This window comes from Peptoniphilus olsenii (assembly GCF_040545475.1).
In the GTDB taxonomy this organism is placed as follows: domain Bacteria; phylum Bacillota; class Clostridia; order Tissierellales; family Peptoniphilaceae; genus Peptoniphilus_A; species Peptoniphilus_A olsenii.
Genome location: NZ_JBEPMA010000009.1, coordinates 1 through 22600, shown reverse-complemented (window position 1 = coordinate 22600; position 22600 = coordinate 1). Strand labels below are relative to the sequence as shown.

Genomic DNA, 22600 nt, shown 5'->3' with positions numbered 1-22600 from the left:
TAAGTTAATACTTTAATATAGGAATATATTAAAATTAGGAGGCATTATGAACTACACAACAGCTACCAAAGAAGACTTAAATCAAGTTGAAAGACTGCAACAAAAGTACCATGTATCAACAATATCCGAAGAAGATAAAAAAGATGGATTTGTAACAACTCTTTTCACTCGTGAACAATTTGAAGAATTAATAGAAAAAGAAAATGGTCTAATAATTGCAAAAGATAAAGATAAAATAGTCGCTTATGCAATGAATGCATCTTGGGATTATTGGAAACAGTGGCCACTTTTTGAACACATGATAAAGGATTTAGCAAACACTAAATTTAATGGAGTTGATTTAGATACCAAAAATTCTTTCCAATATGGACCAGTTTGTATAGACAAAGATTATAGAGGCAAAGGAATTATCCAAAATATATTTGAATATTCAAGACAAGAATTCAAAGACAGATACCCTATAATGCTTACATTCATAAATAAAATAAATCCGCGTTCACTACACACTCACACAGAAAAACTTGGAATGGAAATAATTAAAACTTTTGTATTTAATGGCAATAATTACTATGAACTTGGTTATGACATGAATAAAAAGACTAAGGATTCCACAATTTAAGAATTTATAAGAATGCATATTGTCTCCTTTTTTATTAAATATTAAAATATTTTTCGACTTTTTGTTATAATTGTTCGTGGTTTAGGTGCTAGAATGCTTTTTTATGTTAAACTATGCAGACTCTTTATGCGTTCGCTACGCTTTTTAGTCGAGATGACATTGGAAAGGGTAACGACAACTTCCACAACTGTCATTCCGAGTGAAAGAAAATTCGTAAGAATTTTTTGGAATCGAGGAATCTGCCTGTTTAGTAACAGCTCTGTAGAAATAATAAAAAGTCTTTTTTATTATCTTTCTCATTACACTTCTTTTTTACCTAAACAGATTCTCTCCATTAATTGTAGATCTCTCCATGCGTTCGCTTTGCTCACTTAGTCGAGATGACATTGGAAAGAGTAACGACAACCCCTACAACTGTCACTCCGAGTGAAAGAAAATTCTTACGAATTGAAGCATATAGACGATTACAACCCCCACAACTGTCATTCCGAGCGAGCAAGGCGAGTCGAGGAATCTGCCTGTAGAGGAGTAGGTCTGTATAAATAGATAGAAGTCTTTTTTAACAATTATTTTCTATACTAACATCTTATATTATTCTTTCGAAGGAAGGAAAGTGGGCATTCCACTTTCGCTGTGAGGCCCCCTTTCCTATCCTTCGAGCTACCAACCAAACCCCCACGCCTTTTTTAGACAAAGTTTTAACCTCTTTAGCTTTTCTTTCCCTCGCAAAAAGTCGCTGACGCTCAAACAGTTAAAAATCATTTTCGACTTTTTGCTATAATTTTTCGTGGTTTGGGTGCTTGAATACTTTTTTATTTAAAACTATGCAAATTCTCTTCTCCATATGTAGACTCTTTATGCGTTCGCTCCCGCTCACTTAGTCGAGATGACACTATAAGAAGATTTCATTTAAGATTTACTATTGTTATTAGAATACACAAAAGAATAATTACCAAGAATTGAATCCAATAGACCACGACAACCCCATAACTGTCATTCCGAGCAAGCAAGGCGAAAGTCGCCGTGTACTCGAAGAGTGAGGAATCTGCCTATTTAGGAGTAATTCTGTTTAAATAAATATATGTATCTTCTAATTCTAAAAAGACAAATATTTCAGAAAAGTAAAGCCTCCTTGACAATTAATTTATTATGTATTATTATATTCTCGAAATACATAGCGTGCTAAGTATTAGCGAGCTAATATTTTTGAATATTGAGGAGGAACAATTATGAAAGAAACTTTTAAAGTAATTGCAAAAAAGACCAGCGAAGGTCTTCAAGTGGAATCCGAAGCAAGAGGTTTTAAAATGATTCTTGATGAACCTGAAGAAATGGGTGGCACAAATACTGGCATGAATCCTGTTGAAGCTTTGTTATGTGCACTTGGTTCTTGCCAAACAATAGTTGCTTTTGCATTTGCTGAAGCTAGTGGAATTAATTTGGAAGGATTTCATGTTGAGCTTGAAGGGGATTTAGATCCAGATGGGTTTATGGGGCTCGCTGAAGGTGTTAGAAATGGTTTCCAAGAAATTCGTTATTCTATGCACTTCAAATCAGATGCAAGCCAAAAAGAACTTGAAAAATATGCAGAATTTATTGAGTCAAGATGTCCAGTTGGAGACTGCTTGACTAATGGTGTTCCATTAAAATTATCAAAAGTTGTTGTTGCATAATTATAACGAATGCCTGTCATAACGCAGGCATTTTTTATTTTAAATCTCTTTAAATAACTAATAACTAAAAGTGTGGGAGCTACATATTATTAATTTTAAAGAGGTTTTTTTGTTTTTCAAACGAATATATTGATTATAAAGGAGAAAAAATGATTGAGATTAAAGTACCCATGATTCCTGGGAAAAAACCAAGTGTTGTGGGAAAAATTGATGTGACTGTGGGAGATGTGGTCTCTAAAGGGGATTCACTTTGTCAAGTGGAAACTGCCAAAGGAAATAGAGATATCAAGGCCAATGTAAATGGTGTTGTCAATAAAATTCTTTTTGAAGAAGGCGATGAGGTATCTTCAAATGATGTGATTATTCTAATTGATGAAAATTTAAATAATAATCATACAAATAATTCTAAAAACATCGAAGATAATAAAAAAATAGTAATAAAAAAATCTACAAAGAATAAAGTTCAAAAAGATTTATTGGTAATAGGTGCGGGTCCTGGTGGTTATGTAGCTGCTATTTATGCTGCAAAAAGAGGTCTTGATGTAGCCCTAGTAGAAAAAGGCGAACTCGGTGGCACGTGTTTAAATGTAGGCTGCATACCTACAAAGTCTTTAGTAGAAAGTGCTCATCACTTAGACTCCATTAAAGAAATGGACTTATTTGGAATAAATATTGATAAAAATGTAACTGTAGATATTGAAAAAGTAATAAAAAGAAAAGAAAATGTAGTAGAAACTCTCGTTTCGGGCGTGGAATATTTAATTTCCAAAAATAATATCGAATTATTTAGAGGAAACTGTTCATTCATTGACGATAAAAATGTAGAAGTAAATGATACTGTGGTAGAGGCCAAAAATATAATTATAGCAACTGGTTCAGTAGCAAATGAACTTAAAGTTGAAGGATATGACCTAGAAGGAGTAATTGACTCAACAGAAGCTTTAAATATCCATGAAGTGCCTAAATCTTTAGTTGTGATAGGTGGCGGTGTTATAGGACTTGAATTTGCTTTTATATATAATAGCTTTGGATCTAAAGTTCATGTAATTGAATACCAAGATACTTTACTTCCAATGCTAGATAGTGATTGCGGCATAGAAATTAAAAAGACAGCATTACAAAAAGGTATATCCATAGATGTTTCAAGTAAAGTTGTTGGAATAAAAGAAACAGTCGAAAAAACTTATATAGTTACATTTGAAGAAGACGGCAAAAATTATAGTACTGTAGCGGATAAAGTGTTGATGTCTACAGGAAGAAAGGCTAATATAGAAGGATTGGGTCTAGAAAATACAAGTATAAAAATAAATGAGAGAACGAATAGCATAATTGTAGATGAATTTAGAAAAACAAATCTAGACAATATATATGCAATAGGCGATGTCTCTTCTAGGTTAAAACTTGCTCATTTAGCATCACATGAAGCAATGATTGCAGTTGATCACATACTCGGTGAAGAGAGAAAACTACTTGATACAGATATTCCATCAGTAGTTTATACCAAACCAGAAATAGCTGTCGTAGGATATAGCGAAGAAGATTTGAAAGAAAAAAATATAGATTATAAGGTGTCACGATTTGATTTCACAGCAAATGGAAAAGCTTTAACTATGAACCAAAACAGTGGTTTTATAAAAATAATGGGCAATGAAAAGGGTGAGATATTAGGCTGTGTGATAATTGGACCTGATGCATCAAGTTTAATATCAAGTATTACAATTGCCATGAAAAACAAAATTACAATTGAAGAGCTTACTCATACAGTATTTGCACATCCAACTACTGCAGAAGTTATTCACGAGGCATGCTTAAACTTTTTACAAAGATGAGTACACATGTAATGAAATCTACAATAATAGATTTAAATTCCAACAATCCCTACGAAAATGTGGCCACAGAATACGATTATTATAACAATATAAAAGAAGATGAAATAATATTTTTGTTGTGGCAAAATGAGTCTTGTGTCGTTATAGGCAGAAATCAAAATATATTTCGTGAATTAGATTTAGAATATATAACAAAAAATAAAATATCCCCTGTTAGAAGATTTACAGGTGGCGGTTGTGTATATCATGATTTAGGCAATTTAAATTTTACATTTATATCATCACAAAAAAATAAAGATTTAGATTTATGGATGAAAATTTTGCTTAATGCATTAGAATTATCTGATATACAAGCCAAAAAAGAAGGCAGAAACGACTTATTATGCAATGGTAAAAAATTTTCGGGAATGGCATGGCTAGAAGATGAAGAAAAATTTATGATACACGGAACACTAATGGTAAATCTTGATTTATCCGTACTGGGCAAATGCCTAACGCCCGATTATAGCAAATTTATAGGTAAGGGAATTAAATCTGTAAAAAGTAGAGTTTGCAATCTATCTGATATCAATAAAGAAATAACAGTTACACAACTTAAAGAAAACTTGGTAAAATCCTTTAGAACTTTTTATCCTAACACTATTATAGAAAAACAAAAAGAAAGTACAAATCAACAAAAAATATCTCAAGCAATACAAAAAGAAGAGTGGATTTATGGTAAAAATGAAAAAGCAGAGCTTCAAAAAACATATTTCGTAGATAATAAACCAATTAACTTGGATATTTGGATTGAGAATGATATAATTAACAAACTGGAAATATATTCGGACAGCCTAAACTTAAGAGCAATAGATAAACTTAAAAATAGTCTGTTGCATAAAAAATATTTAGAAGTGGATATAAATCAAATAATAAAAAATATCTTTAATTAGAACAGGAGGATATTCTTGTTTGACTTAGATTGTTGCGTAGCATTTGTTACCAATATAGCATCAAAAACACTTTCAGAGTGTCTAAATAACAGATTGTTAAAATATGGAGTAACCAAATCCCAATGGATTGCAATGTATTATATAAATAGACATAAAAGTTTAAATAATAACGACTTAGCAGAACTAATGGGTGCCAAACAACCCACAATATCTGGCATAATAGATAGACTAGAAAGAGAAAAACTAATAATAAGAAAAGAAGATAAAAAAGACAAAAGAAGAAAATTTATTCGTTTGACAAAAAAAGGCGAAGAAATTAATGAAGAACTCACAGAAATTGCCCAAGACTTCAGAGATGTTTGTCTATCAGGTATTGACGAGAAAGACCAAGAAACATTTCTACAAATACTAAACAAAATGGTAGTATCAGCAGAAAAATGGGATGAAGATACAAAAGAAATTAAAATATCACAATAAACTTACTAAAATTTGGAACCGAGCTTGATTGTTAAATCAGGTGAAGTTTCAAATTTTTTCTTATGCTTATAATTAATCTTTATATTTCATTATTATAGATTCTCTCCACCACATGTAAGACTCTTTATGCATTCGCACTCTTTTTAGTCGAGATGACAGTTGAAAGGGCAACGACAACTTCCACAACTGTCATTCCGAGCGGAAAACCCGAAGGGTTTGGAAAGTCGCCTTGTACTCGAAGAGTGAGGAATCTGCCTGTATGGGGTAGTTCTGTAGGAATAATAAAAAGTCTTTTCCTATGCATAATACCTCCCTTTCTATTTCATCAGTACACATTATCCCCATCACATGCAAGACTCTTTATGCGTTCGCTACGCTTTTTAGTCGAGATAACACTATAAGAGGATTTCATTTAAGAGTTACTATTGTTATTAGAATACACGAAAGAATAATTGTCAAGAACTAAAGTCTATAGACCAAGACCACTCCCACAACTGTCATTCCGAGCGAGCAAGGCGAGTCGAGGAATCTGCCTGTAGAGGAGTAGTTCTGTAGAAATAATAAAAAATCTTTTTTTAATAAATATTTTCTAAACCACCATTTTCTATTGTTCTTTCGAAGGAAGGAAAGTGGGCATTCCGCTTTCGCTGCGAGGCCCCCTTTCCTTCCTTCGAGCTACCAACCAAACCCCCACGCCTTTTTTAGACAAAGTTTTTACCTCTTTAATTTTTCTTTGTCACTCGCAAAAAGTCGGATTTTTAAAACTCGCTGACGCTCGAACAGTTAAAAATCTTTTTCGACTTTTTGCTATAGTTGTTCGTGGTTTGGGTGCTTGAATACTTTTTTATTTAAAACTTTACAGATTTTCTCCATTAAATGCAGATCTCTCCATGCGTTCGCTACCTTTCACTTAGTCGAGATGACACTATAAGAGGATTTCATTTAAGATTTACTATTGTCATTAGAGTACGCAAAAGAAAATTCGCAAGAATTGAAACATATAGACCGATACAACCTCCACAACTGTCATTCCGAGCGGAAGTGAATTCTTGAAAAGAATTTACTGTAGTCGAGGAATCTGCTTGTTTAGTAGCAGCTCTGTAGATATAATAAAAAGTCTTTTCCTATGCATAATACCACCCTTTCTATTTCATCAGTACACATTATCCCCATCACATGCAAGACTCTTTATGCGTTCGCTGTCGCTCACTTAGTTGTGATGACATTGGAAAGGGTAACGACAACTTCCACAACTGTCATTCCGAGCGGAAGTGAATTCTTGAAAAAAATTTACTGTAGTCGAGGAATCTGCCTGTAGAGTAGCCGCACTGTATGAATAATTAAAAATCTTTCATAAAAATAAAATCAAAAATTTTAACATTGAAAAAAATCACCTCAACAAAAAATACTCTGAGATAAAATAACCCAGAGTATTTTTGACTATATTAATTTTATTCAAAAATCATAAAATTTTCCAAATTTTAAACAATTATTCAACTATTTCTACAAATTCATCTTATGTAGTATCAGAAGTCTGCCAAGACTCAGCATTTTCTTCAATACCTTCTGTTTCTGTGCTGTCTTTCGCTTCATCATTATATTCAACAACAGTTGGTTCTTCTACAACCTCTTCATCATTTGCATCAAGTCATTCTAATGCAACTTGTGTTGCTTGAACTATTGTTTCATCAGCGTCTACAACTTGATTTACTGTTGATTTACTATTGTTTAAAACTCTATTAGCTATTGAGATTTCTCTATTTAATTCTCTAATTACAGCTGAATCAACATTGCCTTTTAACTTATAATCACGCAAATTTTTTGCAATTTGTATATCTTTTTCTAATTGAAGTTTTGTGTCATTATTTGCAACTCTTTCACCGTCAGGTATAGCTAAATATGCTTTATCTATTATTTTATCAAGCTCTTCTGTTACATTTTTAACTTCCAATACAGTGGCTCTTGTGTTTCTTCGGACATTGTCAGCTTTTCTTATGACAATATCAATTTCCGCTAATTTAGATGGATCTAATTTATTTTTTAATTCTCTATTCCTTAAATCTTTTGCCCTACTTAATACCCTATTTAATTTATCCAAATTGTAGTGTGTTCTCACAGAATTTTCTGTTTGTTTAGGAATTTCTCTCGCTCTTTCTAATGCAGATGACAAGCCTTCAGATGCTTTATTAAGACCATCTGCAGTTTCAAAAAGATCAGTAGTCTTTAACATAGCACGTGTCACAGAAAAACCAATAATAACATGTGCCTCTTGCTCACTATCATTTAATTCAGTTGCATCTGCTGTAATTGTTTCAGCAACATTAATCAATAGTTCAATTCTTGGAATAATTTTAGTTCTTAATTCTTTAATATTTCCTATTTTCTTGTTTACAATTTTGTCAATAAAATCAAAGGCATTTTCTAATCTGTTTAACAAATTTAATTGCCCATCTGTTAAACTATCAGAAATATCTTTAATCCCTTTAATTAAATTACTCAAGCAGTCTAGCTTAGAATTTACTTCATTGACTGTTCTTTCTTCTGTCGCATATACAACAGGTGCATTGACATCATCTGTTTGATTAGCTGCATATACTGATGGCATTGCCGCATTTGATAATAATGTAATGGCTAATACCCCAACTAATTTCTTTTTGATTTTCATAATTATCCCCTATTAGTATATTGCTATTGAACAATATAGGAACTATACACTTACCTAATAGTAAAATATTTTGCAGATTAATAAAGCGCTTTTTTCTACTTCTTTTTACTATAGTTTGAGTATAGACTTGATTTTTATGTTTGTCAAATAATACTAAAGTTTAGTGCAATACATTAATGTATGTTCCATTAAAAATTCGAGAATATTTTCATAGCTTTTAATACTAAATCTGACACTAAACCTGATTGAAACAGGATTAATATCAATACTAATAAACCACATGCATATATTATTTCAAAAAACAGCTTTTTAAGAAATTTTTCGACAACATTTCAATATTAAAAATATTATCTATTTTACCAAAAGCTTCTAATAAAGGTATATGTGCCGTCTTCCAACCTTGACCATCTGTAATCCATAGAAAAGAAATATTTTCACTATTAGATAATAAAAAATTATTTAAAGTTGTAAATTCCCCTGCAACAGATTTTAGCTTAGAGCCCCCACCACCATAATAATTAGTTTCAATTAAAAATAGTTTTCTTTTAAAAGGATCAAATACAGCTACATCAAATTTTCTAGACGATTTATCAACTGGCACATCAATATTCCAAACCTTTTTTAAATTTTTAGGTGAAGCCTGAATCATATATTGAAACTCTATCTCTTCACAAATTTTCTTAGTATTTTTTTCAACTAACATCTCCATTATAGAGCCACTACGATTTTTCCTAGCATTACTGTCAAGCCCCACTTCCACTCCATAAACATAATCTACTAGGGACCTATTTGCCTCATTTTTTAAAAAATTGAGTAGTCCACATTCTTCACAAAATTTTATATATTTATTGATGTTATATGTATCTATAATATCGAAATTCAAATGGTAAAAATCTGCTTTATCTTCCAATAATTCTAACACATCAAAACTCATATCTCTGTGTGCTATCAAAATAGGAACAGCTTTTAATAATTCTGGCTGCTGATTAAATAGATTTGTAGCAAGTTCGACAATATTATCTTTTCCAATTAAATAATTCAAAGTATTTAATTCTAATTCATAATTTTTAGTATTTCTTATAGTTTTATCCCAATTAACATAATACTCTGGAGTACGGTTTGTAGAAGATAAGGATGACATAAAATAAGATAGTTTATCATTAGCATTTAATTTTAAATATTCATTATAATTTAATTCCATTAGTATTCTCCAATCGTCTTTTAGCAATTTCTAAATATTCTATATTATTATCCACACCAATAAAAGATCTATTAAACTTCTTAGCTACAACTCCAGTAGTACCACTGCCTACGAATGGATCTAATATAGAATCTCCCTCTTTTGTAGATGATAGTATCACTTTTTCCAAAATATATTCTGGTTTCTGCGTTGGATGCTTGCCCATTCTTTTTTCTCTTGGAGGAGTCAAAGAACCTTGCCACACATCTTTCATTTGTTTACCATTATTTAATTGTCTCATTAGATCATAATTATAATAATGTTTTATATTTCTATCGTTTTTTCTTGCCCACAAAATTGTTTCCGTAGAATGAGTAAAATAACGCTTAGATAAATTTGGCGGTGGATTTGTTTTTACCCATGTAATATTATTCATTATTTTAAAACCTTCTTGTTCTAAGGCAAAACCAACAGAATAAATATTATGTAGAGTACCAGAAATCCAAATTGTTCCATTAGGTTTGAGTACCCGTTTAGCCAATTTTATCCATGTCCTATTAAAATTATGCTTTTCATTTAAACTGTCAATTTTATCCCAATCACCCTTATTAACTGATACTTTCTTACCACCCCTATTAGAAAAGCCTCCATTGCTCAAAAAATAAGGTGGATCAGCAAATATCATATCAAAACGATTCTCAGGAGCAGCTTTTAAATATTCAAAAGTATCAGCTAATACTAACTTAGAATGATAAGTTTTATCCGAAAAATATACCTTTATTTCCATAATAATCACTCACAATAATTTCTAATTATCAATTCATTGATCTTACCTCTACCATCAGCCCGAGAATTAATATTTCTTCTAGCTCTAACAACCTCAATATTGACACCAGGCAGGTTACAATATAAGTCCCGTATAGCACCAACATCTGAATTAGAAAGCATAACTTTGACCCCCTTATCACTTAACTTTTTAAAGGTATCTCTTAACCTTATCTGATCACTTTCATTAAAACCATCATGAGTATAAGCTGTAAATGCACTTGTAGCAGAAATAGGAGCATAAGGTGGGTCAATATATACAAAATCATTAAAGCTAGCTTCTAAAATAGCCTCTTCAAAATCAGTATTTAATATATCAATTTCATTACTATTTAAATAAAAGCTTATATTTCTCAATAGAGTTTCATTAACAATTTTTGGATTTTTATACCTACCATAAGGAACATTAAATTGTCCTTTTTTGTTTACTCTATATAAACCATTAAAATCTACTCTAAGCATATATAATAATCTAGCAGCTTTTTCAGTATCGCTCATTTCTTTAATTCTTCCATCCCTATCAACTTTTCTAATATCTAAAAAATATTCTTTAGAATTATTCTTGGAATGTTTTTCCAATAACTCGATAAGATTATCAACATCATCTCTAATTTGTCTATATGAAAGTATTAAATCCTCATTCATATCATTTATAGTTGCCACACTTGGAGTCAAATGGAAAAATAAAGCCCCACCACCTATAAAAGGTTCAAAATATCTATTAAATTCTTTTGGTAGGTATCTAGTTAGATCTTTCAATAGCTGTCTTTTACCACCTGTCCATTTAGTAAAAGGCATCAATTTATTTTCTTTCAATATATTCAAAATCATCTTCCTTAATTACAAATATTTATTAATCTTGATAAATATTATATCAAACATATATTTTAATTTCATTTACGTTAATACCATAATATCCAATTAAATGCTAATATCTAATTAATATTTAAAATAAAGGAGGAATACTTATGAATTTTGATGACAAATCTATAGGAAAAGATTCAATCGATAATTTTTTTGACAAGTTAGAGAACGAACAATTAGAAGAAATAAAGGAAATTATTACTCAATTAAAAAATACAAGGGAGGAGGTAATTAAAACAAATAAAGAAATTTTAAAAAGCGATCCAGACAATATAGATGCTAGACTTAATCTCGCTGAAGCTACAGCAAAAAATTTAATAGATAAGAAAAAGAAAATAGAAAAAATTATATCAAGAGAATTTTCAAAACTGAAAAAAGAAGGTTATGAAGATGATTCATGCATTGGCGATTATTATCTAATATATGAAACAAGACCCCATATATCCTTGCAAAAAAATAATATCTAGACACTCTTCTAAGTCTTAGAATGATGAAAAAAGCTGCTGCCGAAGCAGAAGATATTATAAGACTTAATGATGGAGATAATCTAGGTATAAGATATAACCTAGCTTTCATTTATGCTTATTTAGAAGAAGAAGAAAAACTACTAAAATTAATTAAAAAATATGATGAAGAAAGTGTAGAATTTTATCTTGCCCTTTCTATGCTATATTTCAGATTAGATAATATGAGGAGAGCTACCAATAACTTAAAAAAAGCACAAAGTGTAAATAAGTTCACTAAAAAATTCATAATTCAAGTAATAGACGAAGATGTCTATGTAGATTTTTCAAACTCTTTTTATGAATACAACTCACTCGAACACTTAAATTTTATGTATGTTGATAACGACTATATTTTTGAAGATATGTTGGAATATCCATTATGGGCAGATTCTAAATTAAATGGTTAAGACTTAAAATAATAAAACACTCCTTTTTTCTTTTGGACAGGAGTGTTTTATTATTTAGTATTTATTTTATATTATTATTTATTTTCTTTTACTTTTTGAGCTAAACCGTTTAGATAATAAAGAGCTAACCAATTTCCCACATGTGCCGCTGTCTGTAGAGAATTAGTATAAGGATATATTTCTACAAAATCAAATCCTTTTGCTCCAGCTAACCCTGCTTCATGAACCATCATACATAATTCATAAGAAGTTAGTCCAGCCATATCTTGAGGTCCTTGGGGCATAAATGCAGCATCTAAAGCATCAGAACATATAGTGATGTAAATAAACTCAGTGTTTTTAGAAATAATTCTTAAAGCTTCTTTTATAACCTCTTTCCAGCCTCTTTCTTTTACATCAATTGATGTGTATACATTGGCGCCAAATTTTTTGGCATTTTCAAATTCTTCCTTGTGATTTCTTGGTCCACGAATACCTATATGAGCAATTTTTGTTGGATCAATATTTTTATCATTATATAATCTATAAAATGGTGAACATCTAGCATATAAATCATCCCCATATTGTTCATAGTTGTCAAAATGTGCATCAAAATGTAAAACCGCTACTTTTTTAGGATGTTTTTTAGCAATTTCACTAATTATAGGAAATGAAATGGAATGATCTCCTCCAAAAGTTATTGGAATTATATTATTTTCTATCAGTTTTTGCGTTCTTTCTCTAATTTGCGAAAATGTAAAATCATAACTTCCGTTTTGTGTAGCAACATCTCCATAATCTGCTACTTTTAAATAATCAAAGGAATCTATACCAAAATCAGGTAAAAACCCAGTATATCTAATAGAAGCTGATCTTACAGCTTTTGGTCCTTCAGTACAAGAAGAATAACCCCCTATTGTACAACCTCCTTCCCAAGGTATTCCACTAATAGCTACGTCTAATTTTTTTAAGTCTTCGTCACTCTCTATAACTGGAGAGTTTAGCCATGATGGTACTCCACTATAAATATTGTTAGGTAAAAACTTTGGATCATAAATTGTTGGTTTACTATTTTTCATTTTTTATTTCCTTTCTTAATTTTAAATAAAACTATAACTTAAAATAACGAGATAATACTACTTATACCAATAAATAAAGATATAAGGAAAACTACAGTTCCAAGTATTATTTGAAGGGTATTATTTTTATATTCACCCATAATAGATTTTTTGCTAGCTAAATACAATAATGTAAGGACACTAATTGGCAAAAAAATACCATTTACTGCTTGTGCCATAATTATTATGTTAATTGGATTAATACCTGTAGCAGAAACAATAATTCCAAATATTACTATTCCTATATTTGTGTAAAAATATCTTTTATCACTTTTATCAAGTTTCCATCCAAATAAACCTGATAATACATAAGATACACCTAATGGTGTTATCACTGCACTAGATATACCAGCAGCTATTAACCCTAAGGCTAGAAAAGGCACTGCAAAATCTCCTAATAGTGGTTTTAATTGTTGGGCCATATCAACGGCTGAATTTATTTCCAATCCTCTAACAACAGTACCTGCAGTAATCAAAACTGCACCTGTTATAATACCACCAATAATCATAGAAAATCTTACATCAAATTGTGCTAATTCTATATCATCAGGATCGTTCCAAGTTTGTGAGGAACTAGTAGTATGTATAAATAAATTATATGGAACCACTGTAGTTCCTATTAAAGCTACACATGACATAATATCCTTGTTTGGTATTTCTGGCATAATACCATTAACTACTTTTGCAATATTAGGTTTGACTACAAACATAGTTATTATAAATATTACAGCCATTATAGAAACACAGACTGTTAATAATTTTTCTAACCATTTTATAGCATCACTATGACTACTTATAAACAATATACATATCCCCCAAATAGGTGCTATTATTCTTGAAGATATTCCAGTGATAGCCGAAATTCCAATTGCAGTTCCAGTAAGATCTCCGCTCATATAAGCTAAGCCACCTAATGTTATAGCTGATGATACTAGTGCAATCATAATTTTTTTTATAGTAGGATTATCTTCAAAAGCTATAAGTAAATTTTCAGATAAACCTGTTTGGGTAATAATTCCCAATCTAGAAGCCATACCTTGCATTACAATTACTGCAACTACAGAAAAAAGTATGCACCATAATAATTTATATCCATACATAGCACCTGCTCTTGTTGAACTTGTAATTGTTCCTGGTCCTATAAATGATCCTACCACTAACATACCTGGTCCTAATGCTTTAAGTTTTTCTTTTAAAGTGTATTTTTTCATGTATAACCTCCTGTTAAATGATAATGTCGTTTTTTTTGCGTTATTATCATTTGTTTTAGTAGATTATAACACCAAAGGAAAATGTTGTCAATAATTAAGTTTACTTTTATTTTTCTTATATGTATAATAAACTATAATGAATGGGTGATAATTTGGTGGAAACTATTAAAACAATTCAGGCATTAGATAGAGCTATAGCAATATTAAATTGTTTTTCAAATGAGAATTTTAGTCTTACGTTAAATGAAATTAGTGAAATGACAAATTTAAACATTAGTACTTGTAGAGGTTTAGTAAAAACTCTTTATTTTCATGGACTACTTCAATATAATGAAGATAATAAAAAGTACAAACTAGGTTTATATTTTTTACACAAATCTAGTATTTTATTAAGTAAAAATTCTTTATATAACTATACAATTCAAAAATCTGTAAAAAATATATCCGATAAATATAATTTAACATCAAGTTTTCAATTAATTGAAAATTTAAATTGTTATACAATATATAGTTCAAGTAATAATAGTAAAGGTTACGAAATCCAAGTTCAAGAAAATACATTCCTACCGCTTTTAGTGACTGCTTCTGGAAAATTGACATTAGCTTATAATGCTTCTGAAGAATATTTAAATAATTTATCAAATAATTTTTTCAACAAATATACCGATAAAACAATAGTAAGTTTGGATGATTTAAAAAAGGAATTAAAAAAAATTAAAAGTTTAAAATATTCAATTGAAGACCAAGAATATCAATTAGGCGTCAGAGGAATCGCTGTTCCTATATTTTCTAAAGATAATACAAAGCTTTTAGCAACTATTAGTGTCACAAGCTTTTCAGAATATTTAGAAAAAATTAAAAATGAAGTGATAGAAGATTTAGTAGAAAGTGCAGAAATGATAAAAAATTCTTTAGTAAATAATTCCATTTAGCTCTATTATTCAATAAAAAAATAAAATATACTTCCAATAATGAATCATTTGATGCATATGATATTATATTTGTATAATCTGATAGTTATTTATAATCATTTTGGTATAGCCAAATTAAAACTAAAATTTGGGGCTTGATACTTCTAATGAAATTTGTAATAATCCAAATTTTAGTTTTAAGTTTATTGTATGAATTATGAAATTTAATCCTATTTTATACGAATATTTTCTAATACATTTTGATATTATATTACTACTTTATATTCAAAAAATTTTCCAATATTATTTTTCCGTCAATATTTTCTTCATTATACTTTTCGGGATGAAATTGTACTGAATATAGATATTTTTGTTTATGTTTCATAGCTTGAATTTTACACATTTCTGTAGATGCAAGCAATTCAAAGTCTTCAGGCAAAGTTTTTACTTCGTCTCTGTGTAGTTGGTATACTTTAAAATTATCACTTAAACCATCAAAAATTCTGTTTCTTTTTACAATATCTACTTTTGTAAATCCTTTTTCCCTTATATCCTCTTCATCTTGTTTTACTTCAACCATTTTTCCAAAATCAGCTCCATGAGCTACAGCTATTAACTGATGTCCTGCACATACTCCTATGGTAGGAACTGTAGTATCTTTAATTAATTTAAGTTCTTGTGAATAGTTCTGAAGTATTTCTTCTAAATCCCAATCATAGGTTACTCTACCTGTTAAATAAATAAAATCGGGTTTAAATGAAGCAAAAATATTTTCATTTATTTCTGTATAATGTAATACGTAAAATTCATAATCTCCAATATTGAGTATAGCCTCTTTTATTATAGGTATCCAACCAAAATCATCACGATCTTTTTCATTATTTATTATTAGAATTTTTTTCATATACTTTACCTCCTATGCTTTTAAATTTCTCCAATAATCGTTACTAATATCAAATATTTCTCTGCTTTTTAATAAAATCACAATTAAGTTAATTACCATAATTATTGCTAAGAAAAAATCTGTTATGTCCCATATTGAATCTAAAACCGTAATTCCACCTATAAAAGCTGCAATTAAATAAAAAATTCTATAATATTTAGATTTTCTCGAGGAAATAATTGTAGAAAGTTGAGATTCTCCTATATACCCAAAACCAATAACAGTAGTATAAGCAAATAAAATTGTGGCTATTCCTACAGCATATCCAAATATTTTAGATGTTTGAGCAAAAGCCTGAGTCACCATAATTGCAGAATTATTATCTGGACTAAAGACTCCGCTGGTTAAAACTGCTAAACCAGTAGCCGTACAAATTATTGTCACTAAAAATATTTCAGTAACACCATATATAGCTTGTTCCACCGGATTTTTTACCCTTGCTGGTGCATGAGACACAGTAAACACTGCTTGTCCTGCTCCGGAAACAAAGAAACCTCTTGCAATTCCAAATTGCATAGCCTTCATTATCCCATAACCAAGTGCTCCTCCAGTAATCGAAACTTGTCTTACAGCCCCTTTAAACATTAGTCCAATTATTGGAATAATATTTTGATAATTAAAACCTATCACTATTATAGAAGCTATTAGATAAAAAATAGACATAAACGGAACTAGCTTTTCAGCTACATCGCCAATTCGTTTAATACCTCCAATAACTACTAAACCCGCCAAAATCATGTTAATAATTGTAACTACTATTTTATAATTTTTAGCATTTGGAATAATATTGATTACGTTTTCAATAATTACGTTAGATTGAATCATCGTGCTTAATAAACATACTATTACCATCAGAGCGACTAAAATTTCTCCTAAACCAGGTATATTTAAACCATTTTTTACATATAATCCAGGTCCTCCAACATATGTGCCATCTTCTGCTTTTCTTCTATATTTTATAATAATTATTATCTCTGCATATTTAATTATCATTCCTATAAAAGCAGCTATCCACATCCAAACAATAGCACCAGGTCCTCCATAAATTAAAGCAGACGCAACTCCTACTATACTTCCCATTCCTATTACAGAAGCTAGAGACGTAAACATTGATTGGGCAGAAGTCAGAACTCCAACTCCATCATCTTCATTTTTTTTACCTATCTTTCCAATAGTTTTAGATAAAATTAATTTGAATTTTCTGATGTGTACACCTTTTGTTCCAATAGTTAGATAAATTCCTATCAATCCTAAAAATATTAGAGCTGCAGGCCCCCATAAGAAACCATTAATTGATTTAATAATTTTTAAAATCTGTAATACCATTTTTACCTCCTACTATTATTTAAAATCTACTTCAATTTCGCCAGGTCTTAATTCCGAACCAGCATCTTTATAAACTCCATATTTTTTCTTACATATATTTAGCAATATAAATCCGATTACTGCCAAAATTAAACCTGAAATAATTGAAAATCCATTAACTATTAAGGTAGGCAAAATTGCGATTAAACCTATTTCAATAAATGAAATAAAAATATATGCCATTCCATAATCTTCTAATGTTTTACTTTTATAGTTAGGATCTACTATTCTTAACAAAGTTACTCCTATAGCAATAACACCTGTAGACCATCCAAATATAAATATACCTTTTTCAAACCAATATTTTGAAAATAATTTTTTAGAAACTAATAATAAGTACATGGTTACAAATATTGCACCTATTAAAGTTAATATTATTATTGGAATGATATACTTGATAACAACTGAAACCTTTATAGTAGCGATACCAAAAGCTACAAGATAATCCGTAGCCATACTACCTATATGGCTTATTGCATTTTTATCCACATAATCATCAATATTTAAACTTTTTAATATTCCTTGCAATAAAACTCCAAATAGCATAGAGATAGAAAACATTGGAATACTCAACTTTGGAAATAAACTTTGTAAATAATTAGTTAGATAATATCCACCACATGTAGCTATCAAGATTAACATAAAATGCCAAGTTAATGAATCTAAACTCATATTATTAATGGTTTCTTCACCTATAATTTCTCTCTCATTAACTGGATTCATTCCAGTTCTCATCCCAGTTGGTAATTCTTGTATTGTTTTTATAAATCTAGTCCATCTTTTTCTAGTAGCAATATTTATAAAAACTATTCCTCCTAAAACTCCAAAAACAAGTCCAATAGTTGCAAATGTTTGAGCGATTGGCAATGCTTCGCTCCAATTTATAAGTTCTTCAAAAGCCCCACCAAATGCAGCTGCAGCACCATGACCTCCTATAAATCCACCTGGCATTAAAACAGAAAATGCATCAGGCACATTAGGAAAAAACAATTTTAAAATTATTCCACCTATCACAAGAGCAATAGCATATTGCAAAAAATATACAGATGAATTTATTAGAAAGGTGTCTCCCACCTCATTCATAGTTTTTTTAAAAGAACCTTGTCTTTTATTTCCTATAAATAAAGAAGCAAATAGAAATACTACTAACATGTAAGGATAACTTCCTACTTCTTCAGAAAAAGGAAGTATATTCAAAAATTGACTACCTAAGAATAATCCTAAAAACCCAGCAATTAGAGAACATGAAAGTAAAAGTTTTTGGACTAAATTTACTTTAGCTCTTAAAATTTGTGCTACAAACAGTAATATTGACATCAATGCGAAATCCATTAGAAAATCATATCCTGTCATAATACTCACCCCTTATTAATTAATTGTTTATTTATTAAATCTATAATGTCATTTATCTTAAGGTCTATACCATTTTGTAAAACATCTAAAATTTCAAGTTGTGATGAATCTTTAATAATATCTTTTGTTCTTGTAATAAATTTCTTTTCAATCCATTCGATATCAATCTTGTCAGTATGTTCGCCTGGAGCTGAATAAACTTTTGACTTAAATATTTTATTGTCATTCATTACTATTTCTATCCAAGCTAATCTTTTTTCTGGAAATTGTCTTTCCATTTCCTGATCTACTTTAAAAGAAAGTTTATCCATCATATTGATAACTTCATTGTCTTTTAGAGCAGAGTCTTTTACCTGTGCAATACCAACATCTTTATATACTAAGGCAGCCGCAACTGGCCATGATATATTATATTGTGCTTCATCAGTTGTATTTGGTTTTATTTTGCTTAATTGTGCAGCTGCACTGAATGTATAAACATTTACTTTTTTTATATTTTTATAATCTAAATTATTATCATTTATCAAATCTATACTAGCTACAATAGGTTGATGTGCCCATCTACAACACGTATAAGGTTTAAAATAAAGGTCTCTAAATAAATATTTTTTTCCTAATGTTTGAACAAAATGTTCATATTCAGGTAATTCTAATAAATACCCTACTCCAGTACTTCCGTATATTGTTTCAAGAACAGATTGCATACCTATTAGTCCTCCAAAAGGGACACCATCTTTATTCATAGAAGGATGCTGTACTGATCTCATAACAGGAGTGAGTGGAGCATGAAATTCGGCAATTGAGAGCGCATTGTTTATTTGCCTTTCATTTAGACCAAGTATTTTCGAAATTGCTACCGCTGTACCTACAGCCCCATAAGTGCCTGTACTGTGGAGGTAATTATAATGATCTTGTATAGCTAATCCTGCTCTAATACAAACTTCATAGCAAACTACTAATGCTTCTAAAAAATTTTTATAATTTACATTTTTAAAAGACGAAGAAGCTAATAAACCTCCAATAAAAGAAGTTCCAGGATGACCTTTAATCAAATTATATCCATCGTCAATATCAAATGAATTTGACGAATGTGACATAGCTACTACTGCCCCTGGTAAATTTAATAATTCATCAGTTCCTACAACTTTAACTTTTCCTTTACTATAAAAATCTTTAGCAAAACTCAGTCCAATATTAAACTGTTCTCCACAACTACCTAATATTAAAGCATTAAATAAATCGATGCTACATATTATAGCTTGTGATTTTATATCATCAGAAAAATCTTCCCATTTTGTATTTTTTATATATTTCTCAATTTTGAGATTCCTATTAAAATTAAATTGCATATTATCCTCCATATAAAACAATAGGCTTTAGTTTATAACAAAAACTATAAGCCTCTTTAAAGTTTATCTATTATAAACTCCATTATTTAAATATTCTAAAAGTTCTTCTTTAGACATATTATCAATTCCTAGATACTCTAATGTATACTTACTTTCTTCAAAGAAGTTTTTATCATGCATTGCACCGGCTAAAATTATCATTGAATCTATAACTGGAGTTTTTACTCCATATTGTACACCTAAATCATGATATATTTTACAACCAATAGGCACATCCTCAGTCATATATCTGTGATGTATTGAATTTGGTCCAGTATTACCTTCATCAGAAGGTTGATCTAATGGAAATACAACATTATCATCTCCATTTTCATCTAAACCCATATATTCTTGAGTAAGAACACTTCTTCTCGAGAAGAACATTTTTTTCTTATATTTTGGTATTCCAACACCAATTTCATTAGCTAATGCAATTTCTTCATTGTAAAACTTATATTGAACTTCACAAATTGAAGGTGATAATCCATGACTATACATAGAGTAAGTTGTTCTATCGTGACCACAATATATAACTCCCCAGTTTTCCATTGTAGATACCCCAAGTACTGTTGCTGGCACGTGAATTACTGGATTAACATTTGCAAAATCAATATCCAAAATAGTTTCGCCAATGGTAAGTCCATCTCCATTATAAACAGCATCCATTGCCGGAAGGTATTTACCCGCTTCAATAAAAGATTCAGTGTCTGTCATTGGCAATGCAGATCCTCTTAAAGTAATAGCTCTATATTTAACCCCAACATGTGGGAATTGAAAACCATTTATAGATTCAACGCGAGTTCCATAAGGAGCACTAGACCATCCACCAATAATGACATCTTTATCACAATTCATATCTCGCATCATTCTTCTCAGTAGAAGACAACCGAAGTTGTCAGCGAATATCATTATTACTTGACCATCTTCTAGATGTGGAATAAGTTCTTTAAACATTGGTTCATGTCCCCAAGAACCGCATGCTACGACAATTATTCCTGCACCTTTAACAGCCTCTTTCATATCAGAAGTTATGACATCTATAAATGCTTTACCAGATCTTTCAAAACCATCTCTATTTCTTTGTATTCCATCTAATAAGATTCCTGTTTTTTCTAATCCTTTTAAGGATTTTTCAGCAAAAGGCATAATATCATATAATCTTACTTCTACTCCACCAAGCTTACTATCCGCTGCTATTGTTTTACCAACTGCTCCTCCACCTAGAACTGCAATTGGTTTTTCTTTTAAATATTCCATATTTTTCATTTTCTTCCTCCTTAAAATTTATGTACTTTTCACTTTACAACGTTATTATAATATGATATTATTCATAAGTAAAATAGATGTTAACAATGATATCAATCAAAAAAATTGAACTATATTGGAGAATAATCATGGAATTAAGAAATATAATCACCTTTTTACAAATCGTTAAATATAATAGTTTTACAAAAGCAGCAGAAAACATTGGGTATGCCCAATCTACGGTAACTATGCAAATTCAACAAATGGAAGAAGAATTAAATGTGAAATTATTTGACAGAATTGGAAAATCAATATTTTTAACATCTTATGGAGAAAAGTTTTTGTCTTTAGCTAGAGAAATGTATAATCTTTCTTTGGAAATGAATTATTTAAATAAAGATTTGAAAAATATGGAAGGTACATTGAGAATTGGAACTATAGAATCGTTATTCTACTCTGGAGTTATGCATGAGTTTTCAGAATTTATGCAGGAATTCCCTAAAGTTGAAATATCAATAAGGACAGGGAGCTCTTTTGAGCTTTATAATGAACTATCTAAAAATAATTTAGATATTGTATTTGGTATTTCAGACCCAAATAATATAACAGATTTTGAAGAAGTGTTTTCTACACAGACAGATTTAGTATTTATGGCTAACAAAAAATATATAGATAATATAGATATAAATAATTTATATAATAATTTATTTGTTTTAACTGAAGAGGAAAGTTATTACAATAAAAAACTTAAAAATCTATTTGTGAAAAACGACATCATCCTAAATAAAAAAATTCATATGCAAAATATATATGCGATACTAGACTTTTTAGAATATAATGAAGCAATAACTTTTCTGCCAAAGTATGTAGTTAGAAAATACATTGAAGATAAAAATTTTATAATATTAGATACTAAACTACCTAAAATTAATGTTAAATTAAGTGCAAATATAAATAAAGAAAAATGGAAATCTCCTTTTTTAAAATATTATATAAATTTGGTAAAACAATTAGATGTCAAGTCCATAATATTGTGTAAATTAATCTAGTACAATATTTAATCTATCATTTGCCTTAGCTATCAAATAAATACTTAAAAGGTTCTGTCAA

The 22600-nt window shown here is 29.8% G+C and carries 21 protein-coding genes; 10 read left to right on the top strand and 11 right to left on the bottom strand.

Features of this window, described 5'->3' with window-relative positions:
• Positions 1-46 precede the first annotated feature (46 nt).
• From ABID14_RS07175 to ABID14_RS07150, 6 genes are all read left to right on the top strand, one after another.
• Complete coding sequence (locus tag ABID14_RS07175) at positions 47-619, top strand: GNAT family N-acetyltransferase (protein WP_354368608.1); 573 nt, start codon at positions 47-49, stop codon at positions 617-619.
• A 1229-nt stretch (positions 620-1848) separates the two neighbouring features.
• Positions 1849-2292: an OsmC family protein gene (locus tag ABID14_RS07170; protein WP_354368606.1), complete on the top strand. Its 444-nt coding sequence runs from the start codon at positions 1849-1851 to the stop codon at positions 2290-2292.
• A 149-nt stretch (positions 2293-2441) separates the two neighbouring features.
• Entirely contained in the window at positions 2442-4121 is a 1680-nt protein-coding gene (gene lpdA / locus ABID14_RS07165) for a dihydrolipoyl dehydrogenase (protein ID WP_354368604.1), read from the top strand.
• Complete coding sequence (gene lplA, locus ABID14_RS07160; protein ID WP_354368602.1) at positions 4097-5053, top strand: lipoate--protein ligase; 957 nt, start codon at positions 4097-4099, stop codon at positions 5051-5053. The genes lpdA and lplA overlap by 25 nt, the downstream gene beginning before the upstream one ends.
• A gap of 15 nt (positions 5054-5068) precedes the next feature.
• A complete protein-coding gene (locus ABID14_RS07155) occupies positions 5069-5530 on the top strand; it encodes a MarR family winged helix-turn-helix transcriptional regulator (RefSeq protein WP_354368600.1) in 462 nt (153 codons plus the stop codon).
• 1436 nt (positions 5531-6966) lie between these two features.
• The gene (locus ABID14_RS07150) at positions 6967-7206 is read left to right on the top strand and encodes a hypothetical protein (protein ID WP_354368598.1); all 240 of its coding nucleotides are present in this window, start codon (positions 6967-6969) and stop codon (positions 7204-7206) included.
• On the opposite strand, the gene ABID14_RS07145 is transcribed toward ABID14_RS07150, so the two are convergent.
• From ABID14_RS07145 to ABID14_RS07130, 4 genes are all read right to left on the bottom strand, one after another.
• Positions 7179-8195, bottom strand: coding sequence for a CAMP factor family pore-forming toxin (locus tag ABID14_RS07145; RefSeq protein WP_354368596.1), 1017 nt, complete (start codon positions 8193-8195; stop codon positions 7179-7181). The two genes, ABID14_RS07150 and ABID14_RS07145, sit on opposite strands and share 28 nt — an antisense overlap.
• A 289-nt stretch (positions 8196-8484) precedes the next feature.
• A complete protein-coding gene (locus tag ABID14_RS07140; protein WP_354368594.1) occupies positions 8485-9396 on the bottom strand; it encodes a type II restriction endonuclease in 912 nt (303 codons plus the stop codon).
• Positions 9380-10162 (bottom strand): DNA-methyltransferase, encoded by a 783-nt coding sequence (locus tag ABID14_RS07135; RefSeq protein WP_354368592.1) that lies wholly within the window; start codon positions 10160-10162, stop codon positions 9380-9382. The genes ABID14_RS07140 and ABID14_RS07135 overlap by 17 nt, the downstream gene beginning before the upstream one ends.
• A gap of 5 nt (positions 10163-10167) precedes the next feature.
• Complete coding sequence (locus tag ABID14_RS07130; protein ID WP_354368590.1) at positions 10168-11025, bottom strand: DNA adenine methylase; 858 nt, start codon at positions 11023-11025, stop codon at positions 10168-10170.
• Positions 11026-11168: 143 nt separating this feature from the next.
• Between ABID14_RS07130 and ABID14_RS07125 the strand changes: the two genes are divergently transcribed.
• Both ABID14_RS07125 and ABID14_RS07120 read left to right on the top strand, forming a co-directional pair.
• Entirely contained in the window at positions 11169-11531 is a 363-nt protein-coding gene (locus ABID14_RS07125) for a hypothetical protein (RefSeq protein ID WP_354368588.1), read from the top strand.
• 20 nt (positions 11532-11551) lie between these two features.
• Complete coding sequence (locus ABID14_RS07120) at positions 11552-11977, top strand: hypothetical protein (protein ID WP_354368586.1); 426 nt, start codon at positions 11552-11554, stop codon at positions 11975-11977.
• Between the two features lie 74 nt (positions 11978-12051).
• Here ABID14_RS07120 and ABID14_RS07115 read toward each other — a convergent pair whose 3' ends face one another.
• Both ABID14_RS07115 and ABID14_RS07110 read right to left on the bottom strand, forming a co-directional pair.
• Complete coding sequence (locus tag ABID14_RS07115) at positions 12052-13035, bottom strand: agmatinase family protein (protein ID WP_354368584.1); 984 nt, start codon at positions 13033-13035, stop codon at positions 12052-12054.
• A 38-nt stretch (positions 13036-13073) separates the two neighbouring features.
• Positions 13074-14285 carry an Nramp family divalent metal transporter gene (locus ABID14_RS07110; RefSeq protein ID WP_354368582.1) on the bottom strand — a complete coding sequence of 404 codons (1212 nt, stop codon included), beginning with the start codon at positions 14283-14285 and terminating at the stop codon, positions 13074-13076.
• A gap of 155 nt (positions 14286-14440) precedes the next feature.
• On the opposite strand from ABID14_RS07110, the gene ABID14_RS07105 reads away from it, so the two are divergent.
• Positions 14441-15217, top strand: coding sequence for an IclR family transcriptional regulator (locus ABID14_RS07105; protein WP_354368580.1), 777 nt, complete (start codon positions 14441-14443; stop codon positions 15215-15217).
• A 253-nt stretch (positions 15218-15470) separates the two neighbouring features.
• On the opposite strand, the gene ABID14_RS07100 is transcribed toward ABID14_RS07105, so the two are convergent.
• The 5 genes from ABID14_RS07100 to ABID14_RS07080 form a co-directional block, all read right to left on the bottom strand.
• Positions 15471-16100 carry a type 1 glutamine amidotransferase gene (locus ABID14_RS07100; protein WP_354368578.1) on the bottom strand — a complete coding sequence of 210 codons (630 nt, stop codon included), beginning with the start codon at positions 16098-16100 and terminating at the stop codon, positions 15471-15473.
• 12 nt (positions 16101-16112) lie between these two features.
• Positions 16113-17465 (bottom strand): alanine/glycine:cation symporter family protein, encoded by a 1353-nt coding sequence (locus ABID14_RS07095; RefSeq protein WP_354368576.1) that lies wholly within the window; start codon positions 17463-17465, stop codon positions 16113-16115.
• 15 nt (positions 17466-17480) lie between these two features.
• Positions 17481-18857, bottom strand: a complete 1377-nt coding sequence (locus ABID14_RS07090) for a sodium/glutamate symporter (RefSeq protein ID WP_354368574.1) — start codon at positions 18855-18857, stop codon at positions 17481-17483.
• A gap of 5 nt (positions 18858-18862) precedes the next feature.
• Positions 18863-20206 (bottom strand): MmgE/PrpD family protein, encoded by a 1344-nt coding sequence (locus ABID14_RS07085; protein ID WP_354368572.1) that lies wholly within the window; start codon positions 20204-20206, stop codon positions 18863-18865.
• A gap of 63 nt (positions 20207-20269) precedes the next feature.
• Positions 20270-21511 (bottom strand): NAD/NADP-dependent octopine/nopaline dehydrogenase family protein, encoded by a 1242-nt coding sequence (locus tag ABID14_RS07080; protein WP_354368570.1) that lies wholly within the window; start codon positions 21509-21511, stop codon positions 20270-20272.
• Positions 21512-21639: 128 nt separating this feature from the next.
• On the opposite strand from ABID14_RS07080, the gene ABID14_RS07075 reads away from it, so the two are divergent.
• A complete protein-coding gene (locus tag ABID14_RS07075) occupies positions 21640-22539 on the top strand; it encodes a LysR family transcriptional regulator (RefSeq protein ID WP_354368568.1) in 900 nt (299 codons plus the stop codon).
• Positions 22540-22600: the final 61 nt, after the last annotated feature.

Excerpts from the sequence above, each read along its gene's own strand:
- ABID14_RS07090 (WP_354368574.1), bottom strand. The coding sequence starts at position 18,857 with ATGACAGGATATGATTTTCTAATGGATTTCGCATTGATGTCAATATTA.
- ABID14_RS07085 (WP_354368572.1), bottom strand. The coding sequence starts at position 20,206 with ATGCAATTTAATTTTAATAGGAATCTCAAAATTGAGAAATATATAAAA.
- ABID14_RS07135 (WP_354368592.1), bottom strand. The coding sequence starts at position 10,162 with ATGGAAATAAAGGTATATTTTTCGGATAAAACTTATCATTCTAAGTTA.
- ABID14_RS07145 (WP_354368596.1), bottom strand. The coding sequence starts at position 8,195 with ATGAAAATCAAAAAGAAATTAGTTGGGGTATTAGCCATTACATTATTA.
- ABID14_RS07175 (WP_354368608.1), top strand. The coding sequence starts at position 47 with ATGAACTACACAACAGCTACCAAAGAAGACTTAAATCAAGTTGAAAGA.
- ABID14_RS07095 (WP_354368576.1), bottom strand. The coding sequence starts at position 17,465 with ATGGTATTACAGATTTTAAAAATTATTAAATCAATTAATGGTTTCTTA.
- ABID14_RS07110 (WP_354368582.1), bottom strand. The coding sequence starts at position 14,285 with ATGAAAAAATACACTTTAAAAGAAAAACTTAAAGCATTAGGACCAGGT.
- ABID14_RS07170 (WP_354368606.1), top strand. The coding sequence starts at position 1,849 with ATGAAAGAAACTTTTAAAGTAATTGCAAAAAAGACCAGCGAAGGTCTT.
- ABID14_RS07100 (WP_354368578.1), bottom strand. The coding sequence starts at position 16,100 with ATGAAAAAAATTCTAATAATAAATAATGAAAAAGATCGTGATGATTTT.
- ABID14_RS07080 (WP_354368570.1), bottom strand. The coding sequence starts at position 21,511 with ATGAAAAATATGGAATATTTAAAAGAAAAACCAATTGCAGTTCTAGGT.
- lpdA (WP_354368604.1), top strand. The coding sequence starts at position 2,442 with ATGATTGAGATTAAAGTACCCATGATTCCTGGGAAAAAACCAAGTGTT.
- ABID14_RS07115 (WP_354368584.1), bottom strand. The coding sequence starts at position 13,035 with ATGAAAAATAGTAAACCAACAATTTATGATCCAAAGTTTTTACCTAAC.
- ABID14_RS07075 (WP_354368568.1), top strand. The coding sequence starts at position 21,640 with ATGGAATTAAGAAATATAATCACCTTTTTACAAATCGTTAAATATAAT.
- ABID14_RS07140 (WP_354368594.1), bottom strand. The coding sequence starts at position 9,396 with ATGGAATTAAATTATAATGAATATTTAAAATTAAATGCTAATGATAAA.
- ABID14_RS07125 (WP_354368588.1), top strand. The coding sequence starts at position 11,169 with ATGAATTTTGATGACAAATCTATAGGAAAAGATTCAATCGATAATTTT.
- lplA (WP_354368602.1), top strand. The coding sequence starts at position 4,097 with ATGCTTAAACTTTTTACAAAGATGAGTACACATGTAATGAAATCTACA.
- ABID14_RS07120 (WP_354368586.1), top strand. The coding sequence starts at position 11,552 with ATGATGAAAAAAGCTGCTGCCGAAGCAGAAGATATTATAAGACTTAAT.